The sequence below is a fragment of the Helicobacter sp. 23-1046 genome, assembly GCF_053654635.1.
Genome location: NZ_JBSIUS010000002.1, coordinates 237,954 through 254,431, shown reverse-complemented (window position 1 = coordinate 254,431; position 16,478 = coordinate 237,954). Strand labels below are relative to the sequence as shown.

The 16,478-nt window shown below is 40.7% G+C and carries 19 protein-coding genes; 5 read left to right on the top strand and 14 right to left on the bottom strand.

The annotated features are described in order from the left end of the window. The first annotated feature begins 308 nt into the window (after positions 1-308). Entirely contained in the window at positions 309-581 is a 273-nt protein-coding gene (locus ACWIUJ_RS07630) for a hypothetical protein (RefSeq protein ID WP_454170029.1), read from the top strand. A 101-nt stretch (positions 582-682) separates the two neighbouring features. Then, the gene (locus ACWIUJ_RS07625) at positions 683-1,498 is read left to right on the top strand and encodes a hypothetical protein (protein WP_454170027.1); all 816 of its coding nucleotides are present in this window, start codon (positions 683-685) and stop codon (positions 1,496-1,498) included. 17 nt (positions 1,499-1,515) lie between these two features. On the opposite strand, the gene ACWIUJ_RS07620 is transcribed toward ACWIUJ_RS07625, so the two are convergent. The 3 genes from ACWIUJ_RS07620 to coaD are packed head-to-tail and all read right to left on the bottom strand — an operon-like array spanning position 1,516 to position 3,181. Next, positions 1,516-2,097 carry a ComF family protein gene (locus ACWIUJ_RS07620; protein WP_454170026.1) on the bottom strand — a complete coding sequence of 194 codons (582 nt, stop codon included), beginning with the start codon at positions 2,095-2,097 and terminating at the stop codon, positions 1,516-1,518. Next, positions 2,094-2,699, bottom strand: a complete 606-nt coding sequence (gene tmk / locus ACWIUJ_RS07615; protein ID WP_454150700.1) for a dTMP kinase — start codon at positions 2,697-2,699, stop codon at positions 2,094-2,096. Before tmk ends, ACWIUJ_RS07620 begins: the two co-directional genes overlap by 4 nt. Then, positions 2,696-3,181, bottom strand: coding sequence for a pantetheine-phosphate adenylyltransferase (gene coaD, locus ACWIUJ_RS07610; protein ID WP_454150698.1), 486 nt, complete (start codon positions 3,179-3,181; stop codon positions 2,696-2,698). The genes tmk and coaD overlap by 4 nt, the downstream gene beginning before the upstream one ends. A 169-nt stretch (positions 3,182-3,350) precedes the next feature. Between coaD and ACWIUJ_RS07605 the strand changes: the two genes are divergently transcribed. Further along, positions 3,351-3,803 carry a CoA-binding protein gene (locus tag ACWIUJ_RS07605; RefSeq protein WP_454170025.1) on the top strand — a complete coding sequence of 151 codons (453 nt, stop codon included), beginning with the start codon at positions 3,351-3,353 and terminating at the stop codon, positions 3,801-3,803. 87 nt (positions 3,804-3,890) lie between these two features. On the opposite strand, the gene ACWIUJ_RS07600 is transcribed toward ACWIUJ_RS07605, so the two are convergent. After that, positions 3,891-4,214: a helix-turn-helix domain-containing protein gene (locus ACWIUJ_RS07600; RefSeq protein ID WP_454170024.1), complete on the bottom strand. Its 324-nt coding sequence runs from the start codon at positions 4,212-4,214 to the stop codon at positions 3,891-3,893. 138 nt (positions 4,215-4,352) lie between these two features. Between ACWIUJ_RS07600 and ACWIUJ_RS07595 the strand changes: the two genes are divergently transcribed. Continuing rightward, positions 4,353-4,715, top strand: a complete 363-nt coding sequence (locus ACWIUJ_RS07595; protein WP_454150692.1) for a hypothetical protein — start codon at positions 4,353-4,355, stop codon at positions 4,713-4,715. Positions 4,716-4,923: 208 nt separating this feature from the next. Further along, on the top strand, positions 4,924-5,928 hold the full coding sequence (gene pta, locus ACWIUJ_RS07590) for a phosphate acetyltransferase (RefSeq protein ID WP_454170023.1): 1,005 nt from the start codon (positions 4,924-4,926) through the stop codon (positions 5,926-5,928). Positions 5,929-5,974: 46 nt separating this feature from the next. Here the strand turns inward: pta and pssA are convergent, their stop codons facing one another. The 10 genes from pssA to ACWIUJ_RS07540 all read right to left on the bottom strand — a co-directional run bounded on the left by pssA (position 5,975) and on the right by ACWIUJ_RS07540 (position 16,422). Further along, positions 5,975-6,679, bottom strand: a complete 705-nt coding sequence (pssA, locus tag ACWIUJ_RS07585) for a CDP-diacylglycerol--serine O-phosphatidyltransferase (protein WP_454150688.1) — start codon at positions 6,677-6,679, stop codon at positions 5,975-5,977. Further along, positions 6,679-7,287, bottom strand: a complete 609-nt coding sequence (locus tag ACWIUJ_RS07580; RefSeq protein ID WP_454170022.1) for a phosphatidylserine decarboxylase — start codon at positions 7,285-7,287, stop codon at positions 6,679-6,681. The genes pssA and ACWIUJ_RS07580 overlap by 1 nt, the downstream gene beginning before the upstream one ends. Positions 7,288-7,327: 40 nt before the next feature. Next, the gene (gene ftsH, locus ACWIUJ_RS07575; RefSeq protein WP_454150685.1) at positions 7,328-9,247 is read right to left on the bottom strand and encodes an ATP-dependent zinc metalloprotease FtsH; all 1,920 of its coding nucleotides are present in this window, start codon (positions 9,245-9,247) and stop codon (positions 7,328-7,330) included. A gap of 15 nt (positions 9,248-9,262) precedes the next feature. Next, positions 9,263-10,279, bottom strand: a complete 1,017-nt coding sequence (prmA, locus tag ACWIUJ_RS07570) for a 50S ribosomal protein L11 methyltransferase (RefSeq protein WP_454170021.1) — start codon at positions 10,277-10,279, stop codon at positions 9,263-9,265. A gap of 81 nt (positions 10,280-10,360) precedes the next feature. Beyond that, the gene (locus tag ACWIUJ_RS07565; RefSeq protein ID WP_454150681.1) at positions 10,361-10,738 is read right to left on the bottom strand and encodes a chemotaxis response regulator CheY; all 378 of its coding nucleotides are present in this window, start codon (positions 10,736-10,738) and stop codon (positions 10,361-10,363) included. Positions 10,739-10,797: 59 nt separating this feature from the next. Further along, positions 10,798-11,514: a 1-(5-phosphoribosyl)-5-[(5-phosphoribosylamino)methylideneamino]imidazole-4-carboxamide isomerase gene (gene hisA / locus ACWIUJ_RS07560; protein WP_454150679.1), complete on the bottom strand. Its 717-nt coding sequence runs from the start codon at positions 11,512-11,514 to the stop codon at positions 10,798-10,800. Between the two features lie 9 nt (positions 11,515-11,523). Beyond that, a complete protein-coding gene (locus ACWIUJ_RS07555) occupies positions 11,524-13,320 on the bottom strand; it encodes an ATP-binding protein (RefSeq protein WP_454170019.1) in 1,797 nt (598 codons plus the stop codon). Further along, positions 13,320-14,108 carry an enoyl-ACP reductase gene (locus ACWIUJ_RS07550; protein WP_454150675.1) on the bottom strand — a complete coding sequence of 263 codons (789 nt, stop codon included), beginning with the start codon at positions 14,106-14,108 and terminating at the stop codon, positions 13,320-13,322. The genes ACWIUJ_RS07555 and ACWIUJ_RS07550 overlap by 1 nt, the downstream gene beginning before the upstream one ends. A gap of 100 nt (positions 14,109-14,208) precedes the next feature. Beyond that, the gene (gene dapA, locus ACWIUJ_RS07545; protein WP_454170018.1) at positions 14,209-15,102 is read right to left on the bottom strand and encodes a 4-hydroxy-tetrahydrodipicolinate synthase; all 894 of its coding nucleotides are present in this window, start codon (positions 15,100-15,102) and stop codon (positions 14,209-14,211) included. Beyond that, positions 15,103-16,422, bottom strand: coding sequence for a M16 family metallopeptidase (locus ACWIUJ_RS07540; protein ID WP_454170017.1), 1,320 nt, complete (start codon positions 16,420-16,422; stop codon positions 15,103-15,105). Between the last annotated feature and the right edge of the window lie 56 nt (positions 16,423-16,478).

Below are 16,478 nucleotides of genomic sequence, written 5' to 3'. Positions count from 1 at the left end.
TCATAATCTCTCTACCTCAAAGCCTCTCGATTCTAATGGAGTGAATCTATCAATGCCAGCTACACAAAACTATGTAGGAATGGTAGAGTTTGGGATAGGGTTTTAGAGAGTTTTAATGATAAGATGGCAAAATATTATTTTACATAATTTTACAAAACTAATCAAATGTAAAGTTCTTGTAATACAATGTAAAATGTTTGTAAAATATGCTATTTAGGGCTTTTAATAAACTTTGTTTTTATATATAATCCTCCTGTCCTTTGTGTAATTCACGCAAAGGACAAAAATTCATTTTTAAGGAGTAAAAAATGAAAAAGTTTGTAGCTTTTTTATTTGTAGGTATGCTTGGTGCTTCAGTGCTTAGTGCGAGCGAAGTGCGAGCTCAGCAAAGTGCAAGTGGCTTACAAAGCCAAGATATGGAAATGCTTTTTGGAGCGAATGCAGATGCGAAAGATTTAAATGTCGCTGTGCTTAGCGAAGAAGAAATGAAACAGGTTCAAGGAGAGTTTTGGGCAAAATTTTTCGCTGTTGTCGTTGTTGAAACGATTGAAAAAATTGGCGACCACAATGGCTGGTGGTAAGATTCCATAAATGTTTTGGGATTTTTACACTATTGCTAATTACCCTATGAGAATCCTCTCATAGGGCTTTTGTATTTGATTGCTTTTAATAAGGAGTTACAATGTCAAACAAAAATACACTCTCAAAATTTCTTGCCTTTCTAGGCGCAGTAACTTTAGGATTCTCTATCAGTAATGCTGCGACAAACGATACAACCAATGTGATTCTCTCTAAACAAGATTGCTTTGAGCGAATCTGTGAATGGACAAATATAGGAATCGGTGGAGCGTATTATAACGCAAATGGTGAAAATACTAGCATTAGTGGGTATGCTGGATATGTATCGCTTTTTGGCAAAGTCGCACTAAAGCAACGACTGCAATTTGGGGCAAATATCGCAATAGGTGGTGGGAATAGCGACCTTGGCGGAAGTGCATTTCCTAACGGGGCTAAGAGCAATGCCAACTTAATGGTGTTTGATTTCGCGCTCAAAGCTGGGGCAAATATCACAAGCAAAGAATCGCCAATCTTTATCAATATTTTAGGTGGGCTTGATATGTATTCTACAAACAAAGAGGAGAGAAAGTTCCAACGCTCTTTAGGACTTGCTGGGATAGAAATAGAGGGAGAGAAGCCCCTAAGTGCGAAACTTAGTGTAATGTATGGTGCTTCATATAGCTTTGTGGTTGCTGGGACTTATATACTTGATAAACAAAATACAAAAGCACAGATTCCATTTTCTACACAAAATTATGCCATTAGTGCCAATGTGGGAATCTCTTATGAAATTGAGAGGGGGATTTCTACCTTTGTGAGAGCTATTGGCAAATACCAACACTTAAATGCTTCGCAGACAATAAATGCAAACAATATCAATCTCTCTATGCCCGCTATAAATAACACGCAAGCAATGATAGAGTTTGGGATAGGGTTTTAGGGAATCTCTCTTAAATACTACAATCGTGCATTCGCTAAAGTGAGGGCAAAGAGCGTGTTTATCCCGCTCTTTTGCAAGCACGCACGCGCTTCTTGCAGGCTTAAACCTGTGGTGATAATGTCATCAAAAAGTATGGCATTAGTCGTTGTGCGTGTTTGAGATTGATAGATGAAATTTCTTGGGTTATTTTTGCGAAATTCAAGGCTTTTGCCCGCATAACTCACGCGATTAGTCGCAATAAGCGCATTATAAGCAGGAGAGAGATTTGCAACGCGCTTAGCAAACTCACGCACGATAATAGCGGTGTGTGAATAATACCCTCTAGGCTCATCATCAAGCCCCACTGCGAGCATAGATTCTGGAAGTTTATTATGCGCGCTAAAATACTCCGCACACCTTTGACTAAGGATTGTAAAGATTTTTGACCCGATTACTTCGTATTTATATCGTAACAATATCTCCACTTCACTATAAGGATAAAAGCTATACACTCTAAGCCCACATTCTAGCGTGCGTGAGCTAGGCATTGGAGTAAGTGTATCAAGGCAGGTTTTGCATATTGGTTTAAGGCTAAGATTCTCACAGATAAGGCATTTCATAGTTTGGTTTGTATGAAGTTTGTGATTTGCTGGGTGATTTGCTCTTGTGGGAGGCTTGCTTGGATTTTTAGCGTGGGGATTTCTAGGAGTTGGAGGAAGTGAAGCATTTTACTTTGGGTTTCTAGCATATAGGGGATACCGCGTTGCTCGATTCTATCATTTGGTTTTTGGTTTAAGCGTGCACGCAAATCCTCCTCGCTCACCTCAAGGAGCACACTTGCATTGGGTTTTAAGCCCTGCAATGCGATGAAATTAAACTCCAACGCCTCTTTGACGCTCATATCGCGCATATACGCAAGCCCAGAAATAAAGCTCCTATCGCTTATCACCAGCTTGCCAGATTCTAAGTTTGGGCGCAACACTTCGCAATAATGCTGATTCCTATCCGCAAGAAATAAAAAAAACTCGCTCAAAGGTTGGAGATTTTTAGAATCTAAAAGGATTTCACGCACGCATTCTCCTAGAGAGCTTCCACCGGGCTCTTTGGTAAAAACCGCATTAAGAAACGATGTCTTTAGATTCTCAATTTGCGTGCTTTTCCCACAAGTATCCACACCTTCAAGCACCACATAAAAGCCATTTTTTGCCGTTTGGAACTTCACTTGCGTCCCTTATGCGCTAAGATATATTCATACACGACCTTTGGCACGAGATGAGCGAAATTATCACTATATGCGATAATCGAGCGCACCACTGATGAGCTGATAAAGGCATTTTGCAAATGTGGCATAAAATAAATAGTCTCTAAATCCTTATTAAGCGAATTGTTTGTATAGCCCATTTGGAGCTCATACTCAAAGTCGCTCACCGCACGCAATCCGCGCACCACCACACGAGAATCTTTACTTTTAGCAAAATCCGCCAACAAACACTCAAAGCCCTCTACCTCGACATTTGTCAAATCCTTAGTTGCGAGTTTGAGCATTTGGATTCTATGTTCAAAGTTAAACATAGGGTGTTTGCTCTCGTTTTTTGCCACAGCGACAACCACCCTATCAAAAATCCCTATACTACGCTTAATAATATCTAAATGCCCGTTTGTGATAGGGTCAAAAGTGCCCGGATAAATAGCGATTTTATTCATTCTAACCACCAATAAGAGTTTTGCCTAATTTCTTACAATTATAGCAAAATCTCCCACATAAATAAACAAGGATAAAGTGAAATTAAGCGCAGTGGTTTTGGTGGCATTTATATCAATAAAATAAAATTGCACTCGATTCTCCTCAATCTAAAAACACAAAGGACATCAAATGAATGATATGCAAAAAACCCATATTTTGCAAACGGCGAAAAATATCGCAATTTTGGGGCTTAGCCCTGATGAGAGTAAGGCGAGTAATATCGTGGCGCGCTACTTAATCGCGCAGGGCTATAATGTCATTCCCATTTATCCGCGTTTGCAAGAGGGGGGTGAGATTTTGGGGCGCAGGGCGTATGTGAGTTTGCAAGAGGCGTTTAGCGATGAGTCATTGCTTGATAGTTGCGGACAGAGTGGCACAATCGATATTCTTAATGTGTTTCGCAAAAGTGAGGCGTTAGAAGCGGTGGCAAATGAAATCCTCGCGCTAAAAAATGCGCCAAAATGCGTGTGGGTGCAGTTAGATTTACACAATGCAAAGGCAAAAGAGATATTGCAAAATGCGGGGATTGCGTATGAAGAGGATTTGTGTATAAAGTTGGAGCACGCACGACTTTTGGGGTAATTTGTGTGAATTTGCTTAAATCTCGTGCGTAAATACTATGAATCTCAAGTCATAACCCCAAAATTTGCGCGTGAAATTTGTGAGATTCTATTCATCGCTGGATTGAGAATCTATATCCACTTCACCTACCCCATCAAAGAAATCTATCATAGGCACTTCTAGCGCGTGGGCTATGCGGTAGAGTTGCTCTAGGTTGAAATGTATGCCATTATATCCACTCTCTGCACCAGAGACAAGCGAGACAGACTTGTGCCCGATACTAAGAGCTAAATCAAGCTGTGAGATTCCCCTCTCTTTACGGATTCTTGCGACATTACGCGCGATTTTAGTGTGGAAAAGATAAATACGCTCGGCACTAAGAGGTCTGCGTTCCAATTTATTCGCATTTGAAAGTTTTGCGTGATTCTTCATAAGAGGACTCCATTATTATAGATTTTTAGAGTATATGCGCTTTAGATTTTATTTTCACTCTATTATAATAGTTTGTAAAAAAAAAACAGACATAAGGTAGTATTACGCTGTTTTACAATTCAACATAAAGGAGCTAAAATGTATAGCAAAATGTTTAAAATCAGTGTGGCTTGCGCTTTTGCGCTATTGTTGGGCGGGTGTTCGCAAAACTTGGCTAAATTTTCTGTCGTTTCTACGGGCAATGTCTCTCTTGCAGAAAAAAGCGAAAAAGGTGATTATGTAGAAGGTAAAGATTGCATTCACGAGGTGCTTTTCTGGTCTTTAGGCAATAGATTTAATCGTGTAAGTGGCGCGGTAGGCAAAGCCCTTGAAAAAGCGGCTAAAAAAGGACAGCCTGCAGATGCGCTTGTAAATGCTGACATACGCGCAAGCTATTGGTCAATATTCTTTTATGGGCGAAACTGCATAATCGCAAAAGGACAAGCTACGGGCATAAAATAACCCAACACAATGCCACTTTGCTAGAATCTAGATTCTAGCAAAGCCTAATAATCTCCATTCACTCCAAGCGCATTCAACTCTTTTAAAAGATAAAAAGTTAAATTTTTGTGTAATTTTATATTTTTGGTGTGAAATTACGCCCACAAACTCCCCTCGTTAATGCAAATCATATAATGTAGTGGAATCTAGAAATATACAAGGAGAGGATATGAGTTTTATCGACAACATTAAGGCAAAGGCAAAAGCTGACATTAAAAAAATCGTGTTGCCAGAGACGAGCGATATACGCACGCTTGAGGCGGCTAGCGCGATACTAAAAGAGGGCTTTGCAGAAGTGATTTTGGTAGGCGATGAGGCGGATATACATACACGCGCAAAGGACAATGGCTTAAGCGTGCAAAACGCAGAGTTTATAAACCCCGCTACTAGCCCGCTTTTAGAGGAGTTTATCGCGCTTTTTGTGGAATTACGCGGGGCAAAGGGAATGACAGAATCTAGCGCAAAAGAGTTGTTGCTTAATAATCCGCTGTATTTTGGCGTAGCATTAGTGCGAAGTGGCAAGGCTGATGGAATGGTCGCAGGTGCGATAAATGCGACTTCTGATGTGCTACGAGCGGGGCTACAAATCATCGGCACGGCAAAAGATTCTAAAATCGTCTCAAGTTTTTTTGTGATGGTCGTGCCACATTGTGATTTTGGGCTAAATGGGACTTTTGTCTTTGCAGATTGCGGGCTAGTGCAAAATCCTAGCGCAGAGGAGCTCGCCCATATTGCCATTAGCTCGGCAAAAAGCTTTGAATCTCTCACAAAAACCACGCCTTTTGTGGGCTTGCTAAGCCACTCCACCTATGGCAGTGCCAAGCACGATGATGTTACCAAAGTAACGCAAGCGCGTGATATTGCCAAAAGCCTCGCGCCAAATATCGCTATTGACGGGGAATTACAACTTGATGCGGCTATCGTGCCAAGCGTGGGAGAATCTAAAGCAAAAGGCTCAAATGTCGCAGGCAAGGCAAATGTGCTGGTGTTCCCTGATTTAGATTCTGGAAATATCGGGTATAAACTCGTGCAACGGCTCGCAAAAGCAGAGGCGTATGGTCCTATCACGCAGGGAATGGCAGCCCCAATTAACGATTTATCGCGCGGGTGCAGTGCGGAGGACATCGTAGGCGTAGTCGCGCTCACCGCCCTCCAAGCACAAGGCAATAAATAGATTCTCTATGAAAGCCCGTGCAACACACGGGCTAAATGGACTCCCATTAAGACTTTTTAAATCGAAAAATAATCTTGCCACTAAGCACAATAAAGCGTAAGATTCCATACGCGACATACAAACTCATAAATGCGCATAACGACTCTGCTGGGTAGGCAAATACAACGCCAAACAAAATGAGAAGCACGATAAAACTACGCAGATTCCATTGCATACTTTTAAAACTAGGGTAACGCAGGTTGCTTACCATTAGCACGCTTACCACAAATGCACCAATAAGCAGTGGAAATTTAGAATCTAAAAATACTTTATATTCTAAATCCACGAGCACCCAAAGCACCACAAACACTGCTGCGCTAGGGATTGGCAAGCCGATAAAATAATTTGGCTCATTGGAACTTGTAATATTAAAGCGCGCAAGTCTAATCGCTCCAAACACAACAAAAATCGCACTCACCACCTGTCCTAATCGCCCAAAATCACTCCCTGCATACATATACAGCAACATCGCAGGCGCGACACCAAAAGCCACCACATCAGCCAAAGAATCAAACTCCACACCAAACTTGCTCGCCGTCTTGGTAAGCCTCGCTACGCGTCCATCAAGCCCATCAAAGACCATAGAAAACAAAATAAGCCAACACGCAAACTCAAAATGCGCGTTTATCGCAGCAATCATACTAAGCACGCCTAAAAAAATGCTTCCTGCGGTAAAAAGATTAGGCAGGATAAAAAGTGGATTTATTTTCATCACTTCACTCCTAAGACACTCTCAAATGCCGTGATTGTATCGCTTATGCCAACTTTGAGTTCATATTTTTTAGGTAGATAGATTTTGACTACGCCCATTTTCATAAAGCCACATCTATCGCCCACGCTTAAATTTGAATGCGCAAAAATCCCACAATCACTGAATAGCTCGGGGAAAAACTCCATTTTGTATTCTTCGCTCTTTGTGCCAAAACTTAAGGCAAAATGTTTGTTTAAAAGAGATTTTTTTGCTTTGGCGTTTAAAAAAAGCGTAAGTCCATTTTTTGTGCTTATTTTACCATTTGTGATGTCTAGCGGAGCACGGATTGCCCCCACATCAAAAAATCGCACTTGAATAGTAAGGCAAGTGGCATTATCTTGCACTTCAACATCTCTGACAATCCCATCTATGGGTGCGATAAACTGCCCCTCATCAAATCTCCCTATACGCTCTGGATTCCTAAAAATAAAAAGCCACACCACAAGTGCGACAAACAATACAAAACTCCCAATCTCACAACCAACATACACGCCTAATAAAAACAAAACACCCAAGACAACTGCGCCTATCCAACCCTGCCTAGCAATAATGTGAATATTTGTATTCATAACCAACTCCTTACAATGCGTAACGCCAGATTCTCTAAATCTATTTTGCACTCTCCTCATCTTCGCTTTCTATTGCTACTAAGCGTGATGGCATATTGTTTTGTTTTTCATAATCTTGGATAATCTCTCGCACTTTTAGTCCATCAATGACCTCTTTTTCTAAAAGCTCTTTTACCACAGATTCGATAGCTTGTGCGTAATCTTGTAAAGTCTTTTTCACAAAGGCAAATCGCTCATCAAGGACTGCTTTGATATAGTTATCCATTTTTTGTGCCATTTCCTCGCTGTAATCGCCACCACTCATTCCACCACCCAAAAAGCTTGAGCGGCGAGTAAAATCATCAAGCACCATAAGTCCGCTTACATCTGTCATTCCATAATACACAATCATATTTTTCAAAATCCCTGTCGCACGGCGCAAATCATCACTCGCACCATTAGAAATTTCTTTTAAAAACACTTCTTCAGCAGCCCTGCCACCGAGCAAGACATCAATTTGCGCCATCATTTCGTGTCGTTGCTCTAAGTTGCGATTTTCCTCTGGTGTGTGGAGTGTATAGCCTAATGCACCCATTCCACGCGGAATAATAGAAACTTTATTCACGCGGTGTGCGCCCTTTGTAACCTCACCCATTAGCGCGTGTCCGCTCTCGTGGTAGGCGACAATTTTCTTTTCCTTAGGTGAGATTCTGCGTGATTTTTTCTCCAAGCCTATCATTGTGCGCTCCATTGCTTCTTTGAAGTGCTTTTGGGAAACTTCTTTTTTGTTTTCTCTCCCAGCAAGCAATGCAGCCTCATTAACGATATTTGCCAAATCCGCACCCGCAAGCCCAGCGGTAAATTTAGCAATCTCTTGCAAATCTACATCTCGCGCTAACTTCACGCTTTTGATATGCACTTTGAGAATCTCCACGCGTCCATCAAAATCAGGCGCATCAACAAGCACTTGTCTATCAAATCTGCCCGGACGAAGCAACGCAGGGTCAAGCACTTCTGGGCGGTTTGTCGCGGCGAGCACGATGACAGGGGCATTTTCGCTACCAAATCCGTCCATTTCTGCAAGAAGCTGGTTGAGTGTTTGCTCTCTCTCATCATTGCCACCTACCATACTGCCTGCGGCGCGGGATTTACCAATCGCATCAATCTCATCGATAAAAATAATGCTGGGGGCTTCCTTTTTCGCCATATCAAACAAATCCCTCACACGACTCGCGCCAAGCCCCACAAACATTTCAATGAAACTGCTTCCGCCCATTGAAAAAAACGGCACATTTGCCTCGCCTGCCACAGCTTTAGCGAGCAAGGTTTTCCCCGTGCCCGGAGGTCCTACTAAAAGCACTCCTTTGGGAATCTTCGCGCCCACAGCCGCATATCGCTCTGGATACTTCAAAAAATCTACAATTTCTACGACTTCTTCTTTTGCCTCTTCATTGCCTGCCATATCATCAAAGGTAACCTTTGGTTTTTCAGCATTTACGAGCTTTTTAGAACTCCCAATGCCAAACATTCCTCCGCCCATTGATTTTTGCATTCTACTAGCGATAAAAAGCCAAATGGCAATGATGATAAAAATAGGCAAGAGCATATTGACTATCTCAGAGAGGAAAGTAGATTCCCTTAATCCGCTATACTCTATTTGCTTCTCATCAAGCAGGGTTGTGAGATTTGGGTCAAGCACGCGGTTTGCGGTGTATGCAATCTTTGGCACACTTTGCGAAGATATTGCACGAATCACACTCGGACCAATGCTTACAGAATCTACTTGTTTGTTTGTTATGAGTTGCTTTAACTCATAATAACTCACTTCCTTATTTATCACACTTCCACTCAATCGTTCGCCCAGCATATCTGAAGAAGGAGAAAAAAACTTAAATAAAAGCATAAGTCCAATAATAAACAGGGCAAAGGTAAGAAACGGGTTTTGCTTGTAGGGTTTTTTGTTATTTGGTTGATTATCCATTGTAATAAAACTCCTTTAATTGTTGTTTTTTATCATTTTTAATGCCACCCATTCATCACGCTTATGAGATTCCATAAGGCTAAACTTGGGAGCAAACTTTTCTAACACTTCGTTTTGATAAATATCCAAAATTCCTGATAAAATCACTATGCCCCCGCACTCTAAGGCGTGAAAAAAATCATCACAAAGCGTTATTAGAGTATGGGCTAGGATATTTGCAACTATAACATTAAAAGTTAAATTATCACCCTTAAACGCACAAATACCGCCGTGTAAAAGTTCGCAAATACGCATATTGTTGATAATAAGGTTTTTGTTTGTCTGCTCTATGCTCTGCTTATCCACATCGCAAGCATACACCATTGCGCCCATTTTAGCACTTGCAATGCTTAAGATTCCGCTTCCACAGCCCACATCAAGCACTTTTGTGTTTTGGAGTTGCATTTGGCTAAGCAACTCTAAACACATCGCTGTGGTCGCGTGATGCCCAGAACCAAAGGCAAGAGCTGGGTCAATGATAATTGGAACGCGCTCTTTAGATGTGAGATTCTCTATATCTTTAGCTTGCGCCCAACTTGGTGCTATAAAAAACCGCCCACACAAAACGGGCTTAATAGAATCTTTGTAAGTCTGCACCCAATCTTTATTTTGCTTTTTGCTTATGCTATACACACAACCAATAGGGTGTTTAACCCGCTCGCTCAAAATCTCGCAAAAAGATTGGAGCTCGTCAAAAAGATTAGGTGAATGTGTGCATTGACGCAAAATAAGCTTGGTGCTGTTATATTGAGAGATTTGTGCTATGTTAAAGCCATTGATAGAGTGCCACTCCAAATCATCGGTGCTATTATCATCAAAAATACTACCAGATTCTATAAACTCAACGCTATTTGACACAAAATCTTTAGAATCTATAGCGTGTGGCTCATCGGAAGCACAATGGCTAAAGTCAAAATGGCTAAGAAAATCTGCAAAAAGCTCTACTTGCGCGTTAGGATAAACCACATATTCATAATAATGTTGATTTGTCATTTGGTAGTATTTGCTTTAAGTGGACAAAAGCCACGAGATTGGGACTTAGCAAAATAGATTTGAATGCTATAACAAAAGAATCTAGCCCTCATTCACGCCTAGCACGACTTCTAATTTCTCCTTTAACACCTGTGGAGTAAATGGCTTAACAATGTAATTATTCACTCCCGCCTTAAGTGCGGTAATCACCTCTGCTTTGCCACCCTCAGTGGTTACCATAATAATTGGAATATCCTTATATCTCGCATCAGCACGCGTTTTTTTCACCAAGTCCAAACCATTCATCTCGGGCATATTCCAATCGGTAATCAACACATTGATTCCCTCAACTTTATCAAGCTGCTCCCACGCTTCCACGCCGTGCTCAGCTTCCAAAATGTCTTCATAACCAAGTCGCTGTAAAGTGTTTTTTATAATTCTACGCATTGTCGAGCTATCATCAACTACAAGCAGTTTCAATGTTCTCTCCTTATAGGGTGTTATTTTTCGTTATTTTAGCACTTATTGCCTAATTTGTTTCATATCAACGCGCATTTTTGCAAAATTTTTGCTAAATTTATTTTGCCCTCATAGAACGCCTTGCCAATAATCAACCCAGCAATATGTGGATTCTCACTAAGATTTTCAATCTCCTCATCACTCGCAAATCCACCACTTGCAATAGTGTATATTCCGCTACTTTGAGCGATTTGCTGAGTGTAAGAAACATTTATTCCACTTAGTGCTCCATCACGCTCAATATCCGTAGAAATAATCGCCTCAATCTTACTTTCTTTAAATTTTTTTGCAAATTCACTCGCACTTAATGCTCCTTCTTTCGCCCAGCCCTCAACCGCAACTCTCCCACCCTTAGAATCAATCCCAATGGCAATGGGATATTTTTGTGCCATTTCAAGCGCAAAATCTGGGTTTGCAAGTGCCACAGAGCCCAAAATCACGCGCGAGATTCCCAAATCTCTGTATTGTTTAATGGTTTCTTCATTGCGAATGCCTCCGCCTAATTGAATCTTTAGTTTCGTTTTGGAGAGGATATTTTTGATAGATTGTGTATTTTGCGGTGTGCCTTTAAATGCGCCATTTAAATCTACGATATGTAACCACTTTGCACCCATTTGTTCAAATCTTTGCGCAAATACCAACGGCTCGCCATATATCGTAGCACTTGCCATTTCACCTTTAAAAAGCCTCACAGCCTGCCCATCTTTTAAATCAATAGCTGGATAAATATCAAGCATTGCTTGTCCTCACTTTTTTATAAACCCTACGCTTTTGTTGCCATCGAAATTTGTATCAATTTCTTTAGTGATTTCCTCGCTAAAATCATTGAGGGCAAAGATAGCATCATCGCGCACAGCGACCTTATACGCAGTATTTTTAATCACTAATTTAATTTGCGCTCCGCTTAAATCATAACGAGAAAGTTCCTTAATTAGCGTATCTTTTGGACACTCAAGTGTGATATTTTTGGGTAAAAACTTTTTCCATAGCTCTATCCTTTGTGCCACATTTGGACGCTTAAATTCGATTTTATGGTTAAAACGGCGAGAAAACGCGCTATCAAGATTCTCTAATAAATTTGTCGTAGCAATCAAAACTCCACTAAATTGCTCGATTTGCTCTAAAAAAATATTTTGCATTTGATTGTAGCTTTTGTCTGCGCTACTTGCCACATTACCCCTTGCAGAAAGGAATTGGTCGGCTTCATCAAGCAATAAAATTGGCTCATTTTTAATTTTTTTGCAAATCTCTTTATAGGTTTCAAAAATTTGACGCACATTTTTCTCACTCTCGCCAATCCACATTGAGAGAATCTTCGAGCAATCAAAACTTATCACTTCTTTTTTAAGGCTTTTTGCCAACGCCATAGCACTCACGGTTTTGCCCGTGCCAGCAGGACCATAAAACAAAATTTTCGCCTGAATGTTTTTGTTGTCCTTAATCCCCCAAAGTTTCAATCTTTGTGCGACTTTGGAATCTACTTGGGCTAAAAGATTGTGTAGTGTTTGTCTTGCGTGAGGGTTTAACACCACATCATCTAAATCCTGCTTTGGCTCTAAGAGCTCAAAAATATCTTGCGTTTTTAGCAATGATTGCAAATTCACTTTTGTAGCTCTACGCGCACTATGTATCTCTGAGAGGTCTTGCAACACTTCAGGTGTGATATAAAACACCTTTTCAAAATTCCCAAATGATGAAAAATACTCACCACAATCCACTAATCCCCTGCTTAGCAGGTTTGAATGCTCGCTCAAAAGCGTAGCATTTTTTATTTTGTCATAGTCATTATTGCTAATAAGCCCAATAAGTGAGTTGGCGTAACGATTTAAATCATTATCTTTAAGAGACCATTCTTCTTTAAGTAGGGCAAGAAATATAGTCTGTTCCTTTTGATTGAGCTTATTGTCTTTAAAAAATTTTTGAATGGGGATTGTTTTTTTGGTTAATCGCAATCGCGCCTTTATGCGCTCTTCTAAAAGATTTAAATGGGTTTTTAATGCGCTTTGCTCGCGTTTAGAAAATTGCGATTTATAGAGCATATCAATGCGATTAAATTGGTCTTTTAAAAAATCTAAATTGTTGCTATACGCGCTTATCTCTGGTGGATTTTGCTCATTGTTGCCCTCTATAAGGTTAAACAAATTGCTCGAAATACTCACCCTGTCATTATACAGCTCCAATAAAGAAGATTTTTCATTCTCCGTTGGTTCAAAGTCATCTTGCGTAAGCCAACCAAGCTCAACCAAGTTGCGAATATTGCTGAGGAGCGAAAAATTCTTTGTGGGAATCTTGTCAAAATGTTTTTTTAAAAATTCCCCCACTACAAAGCTACTCTCACCATTTAAAAAATTTTTTAGCATAATTTGCAAGATTAGTGCCTCGCTCTCATCGCAACGCAATAACTCAAAAATCTTAGATTCTCTCACATTGCTAACTTGCAAAAAATCGCACAAAAGCGTTAATTCTTGTGGCATATCAACCTCGCTATTTTGAGGTTGCGCTGGTAAGGGTTTAAACATTGATGACTTGCGCGTATCGTGCATTATTTAAATGTCGTCCCACCATCGATTACGATTGTCTGCCCTGTAAGCCACGCACTTTGTGCATTATCACAGAGGAAATACGCCGCCCCTGCCAAATCTTGAGGCGTTCCCATTCGGTTTAGCGGGGATTGCTCCTCCACTTTTGCCCTCACCTCCGCATAGTCTGGGAATGCCCGCAATGCGTCTGTGTCGATAGGACCTCCGCTGACTGCATTTACGCGGATTCCCCATTCGCCTAGCTCTGCTGCGGCGTATTTCACCATTGTTTCTACGGCGTTTTTAGAGTTGCCGTGCCCTGCATAGTTTGGCATATACACGAGATTCCCTGTGGAGCTTAGCGAGACGATAGCCCCGCCGCCGACTTCTTTCATTCGCTTTGCCGCTTCTTGCGCACCCACGACAAATGCTAGCACGGTGGCGGTGTAGATATTATTTAGCCCTCGTGGGCGAAGTCTCATAAACGGACCAAATCCCCCAGCCACGCTTTTGCCATAGATAATCGCATTGGAGATGAAAAAATCCACGCGTGCAAAATCTGCATCAATCTTGCTAAAAAGCTCGACATATTGCTCGGGCTCTAGCACATTTAGTGGGTAAAATCGCGCTTTTATACCGTATTTTGATTCTACATCTTGGGCGATTTTGCTCGCTTCTTCTTCGTTTTTATTGTAAGTGAAAGCCACATTTACGCCATTTTGAGCAAATTTATACAAAATCGCCTTGCCTATGCCTCTTGTCGCTCCGCTTATCACAAGCGTCTTGCCTTTCATATTTGATTGTTCGCTCATATTTTACCTCTCTTTCTTAGAAGTTAAAACCTAGATTCTATCTAAATTTTGTGAATTTTTTATAGAATCTATACACGGCAAAAGTATTTTAGGTATGCCTCTAACCCAAAAGCTCATAATGCTCCAAAGTTTCTTGGATTTTTTGGAGGTTTTCTTTGGTCGGGCTTACTAATGGCAGGCGATATTCAAGCGTTTTTAAAAGCCCGCTTAGATACATTGCTGCTTTGATAGGGATTGGATTGCTTTCACAAAATAAAACTTTATTAAGCAAAAAAAGCTCATCGTTAATCTTACGGCTTTGTTCCATTTTCCCACGCATAGCTAAATGTGTCATTTCAGCGACCTTTTTGGGTGCAAGATTCCCTGTTACAGAGATTACACCAATGCCACCATTTGCCAAAATAGGGAAATTAAGCGCGTCATCTCCGCTAAATACATTGAATTCTGGAGCATTTGCGCTAAACTCAATCACGCGTTCCATAAGCCCACTCGCCTCTTTAATCCCACAAATATTTCTTACATCTCTAAATAGCGCGATTGCCGTGTGTGTATCAATGCTAACGCCCGTGCGCGAAGGGACATTATATAAAATAAGCGGAATATCCGCTGATTGTGCTACCGCCTTAAAATGCTGATACAGCCCATCTTGACTTGGTTTGTTGTAGTAAGGCGACACACACAAAATCCCATCTGCCCCGCATTTTTGCGCAAATTGTGCCAACTCGATAGCTTCACTTGTGGCATTGCTCCCAGCACCTGCTAGCACCTTCACCTTAGTGCCCCTACATACGCTCACAGCAAGTTCTATGCACTCTCTATGCTCATTATGACTTAATGTCGCACTTTCTCCTGTCGTCCCCACAGGCACACACGCGTCCATTCCAGATTCAATTTGTCTTTTAATAAGAAACTCATACGCCTCAAAATCAATTTTTTGATTCTTAAATGGCGTGATAAGCGCACTCATTGCCCCTTTTATCATTTTAGCTCCCATTTATTTGCGTAAAATCGCCACGGTGAGAGAATCTTGGTTAAAATACTTTTGTGCTACTTCTGCAAGTTTAGCAACACTCAAGCCATCAATCCCATCTTCATAAGCAAAAAGTGGGCGTAAATCGCCTCGCGCTAAGTAATCACCAAATACGCTAGCACTTGAACTCGCATCTTCAAAGCTGTAAATAAAACTTGCTTTGGCGTTAATTTTAATTTTTTCTAATGTTTCTTGGCTTATCTCGCCTTTTTTAATCAAATCAATTTGGGCTAAAATCTCTTGTTCCACCACCTCAGCCTTGATATTTGGCGCAGCAAGCGCACTTATGAAAAATATTCCATCATCTTGTAAATCCATACTATACGCATATACTTTCGATGCGAGTCGCTTTTTATCCACAATTTCGCGTGCAAAAAAACTTGACTTTCCCTCGCTTAAGACTTTAGCGATTGCATCAATGGCAATTTGGTCTTGGTGTGAAAAATTCGGAATCTTATATCCCATTGCCAAATATTCTACCTCGCTTTCTTTGTTGATAACCACGCGTCTTTGTTCCTTTTGTGGTGGTTCTTTTTGGCTTACTTGTGGAATAGAATCTGTCTTATTTTTGATTGCTCCAAAGTATTTTTGTGCTTCATTAAAGACTTCATTTGGCTCAATATCACCAGCTACGAGGACAATGGCATTTTGTGGCTGATAATAAATAGTATGAAACGCTTTAATATCCTCAATTTTCCAACCCTTAATATCATCTTTAAATCCAATGGGTGTCCAATGATATGAATGCTTTTGAAAGGCGGTGTTAAAAAACTTAAAGTATAAATATCCCATTGGTGAATTATCCGTGCGCCATAGACGCTCTTGGAGCACGACATCGCGTTCAGGCTGGAATTCAGAATCTATAAGGTTTAAATTTTGCATTACCTCCGCAAACAAATCAAAACACTTGCTAAGATTCTTATGAGAAGTTTTGATAAAATACTTGGTATAATCAAAGCTTGTAGAGGCGTTATCCACGCCACCAAACTTTTTAACAATCTCATCAAACTCCCCAGCTTTGAGATTCTTTGTGGATTTAAAGTTCAAATGCTCGAGCATATGGGCAATACCACTTTTTCCTTTCACTTCGTTACGCGAGCCAACCTTATAAATCACATCGACTTCTATCACGCTAGAGCTATTTTTAAGCGGGACTACCACCACCTGCAACCCATTATCAAGCACTTTTTCATAATGCTTTGGAATCACGCTTGCTTGCAAATTTATACTCATTAAGCCTCCTAATATTGCGATTTTCACGCTATTTTTTATTGTCTTATTCATTTTCACCACCTTTATGCTTCGTTAGTTGGTTTTAAGTGAGCTGATTTTTTGGCTCG

Coding starts and splice junctions, on each gene's coding strand:
- ACWIUJ_RS07625 (WP_454170027.1), top strand. CDS start 683: ATGTCAAACAAAAATACACTCTCAAAATTTCTTGCCTTTCTAGGCGCA.
- ACWIUJ_RS07600 (WP_454170024.1), bottom strand. CDS start 4,214: ATGAAGAATCACGCAAAACTTTCAAATGCGAATAAATTGGAACGCAGA.
- ACWIUJ_RS07540 (WP_454170017.1), bottom strand. CDS start 16,422: ATGAATAAGACAATAAAAAATAGCGTGAAAATCGCAATATTAGGAGGC.
- ACWIUJ_RS07605 (WP_454170025.1), top strand. CDS start 3,351: ATGAATGATATGCAAAAAACCCATATTTTGCAAACGGCGAAAAATATC.
- ftsH (WP_454150685.1), bottom strand. CDS start 9,247: ATGGATAATCAACCAAATAACAAAAAACCCTACAAGCAAAACCCGTTT.
- coaD (WP_454150698.1), bottom strand. CDS start 3,181: ATGAATAAAATCGCTATTTATCCGGGCACTTTTGACCCTATCACAAAC.
- ACWIUJ_RS07580 (WP_454170022.1), bottom strand. CDS start 7,287: ATGAATACAAATATTCACATTATTGCTAGGCAGGGTTGGATAGGCGCA.
- ACWIUJ_RS07595 (WP_454150692.1), top strand. CDS start 4,353: ATGTATAGCAAAATGTTTAAAATCAGTGTGGCTTGCGCTTTTGCGCTA.
- ACWIUJ_RS07630 (WP_454170029.1), top strand. CDS start 309: ATGAAAAAGTTTGTAGCTTTTTTATTTGTAGGTATGCTTGGTGCTTCA.
- prmA (WP_454170021.1), bottom strand. CDS start 10,279: ATGACAAATCAACATTATTATGAATATGTGGTTTATCCTAACGCGCAA.
- ACWIUJ_RS07620 (WP_454170026.1), bottom strand. CDS start 2,097: ATGAAATGCCTTATCTGTGAGAATCTTAGCCTTAAACCAATATGCAAA.
- hisA (WP_454150679.1), bottom strand. CDS start 11,514: ATGCTTGATATTTATCCAGCTATTGATTTAAAAGATGGGCAGGCTGTG.
- dapA (WP_454170018.1), bottom strand. CDS start 15,102: ATGGGAGCTAAAATGATAAAAGGGGCAATGAGTGCGCTTATCACGCCA.
- pta (WP_454170023.1), top strand. CDS start 4,924: ATGAGTTTTATCGACAACATTAAGGCAAAGGCAAAAGCTGACATTAAA.
- pssA (WP_454150688.1), bottom strand. CDS start 6,679: ATGAAAATAAATCCACTTTTTATCCTGCCTAATCTTTTTACCGCAGGA.
- ACWIUJ_RS07550 (WP_454150675.1), bottom strand. CDS start 14,108: ATGAGCGAACAATCAAATATGAAAGGCAAGACGCTTGTGATAAGCGGA.
- ACWIUJ_RS07555 (WP_454170019.1), bottom strand. CDS start 13,320: ATGCACGATACGCGCAAGTCATCAATGTTTAAACCCTTACCAGCGCAA.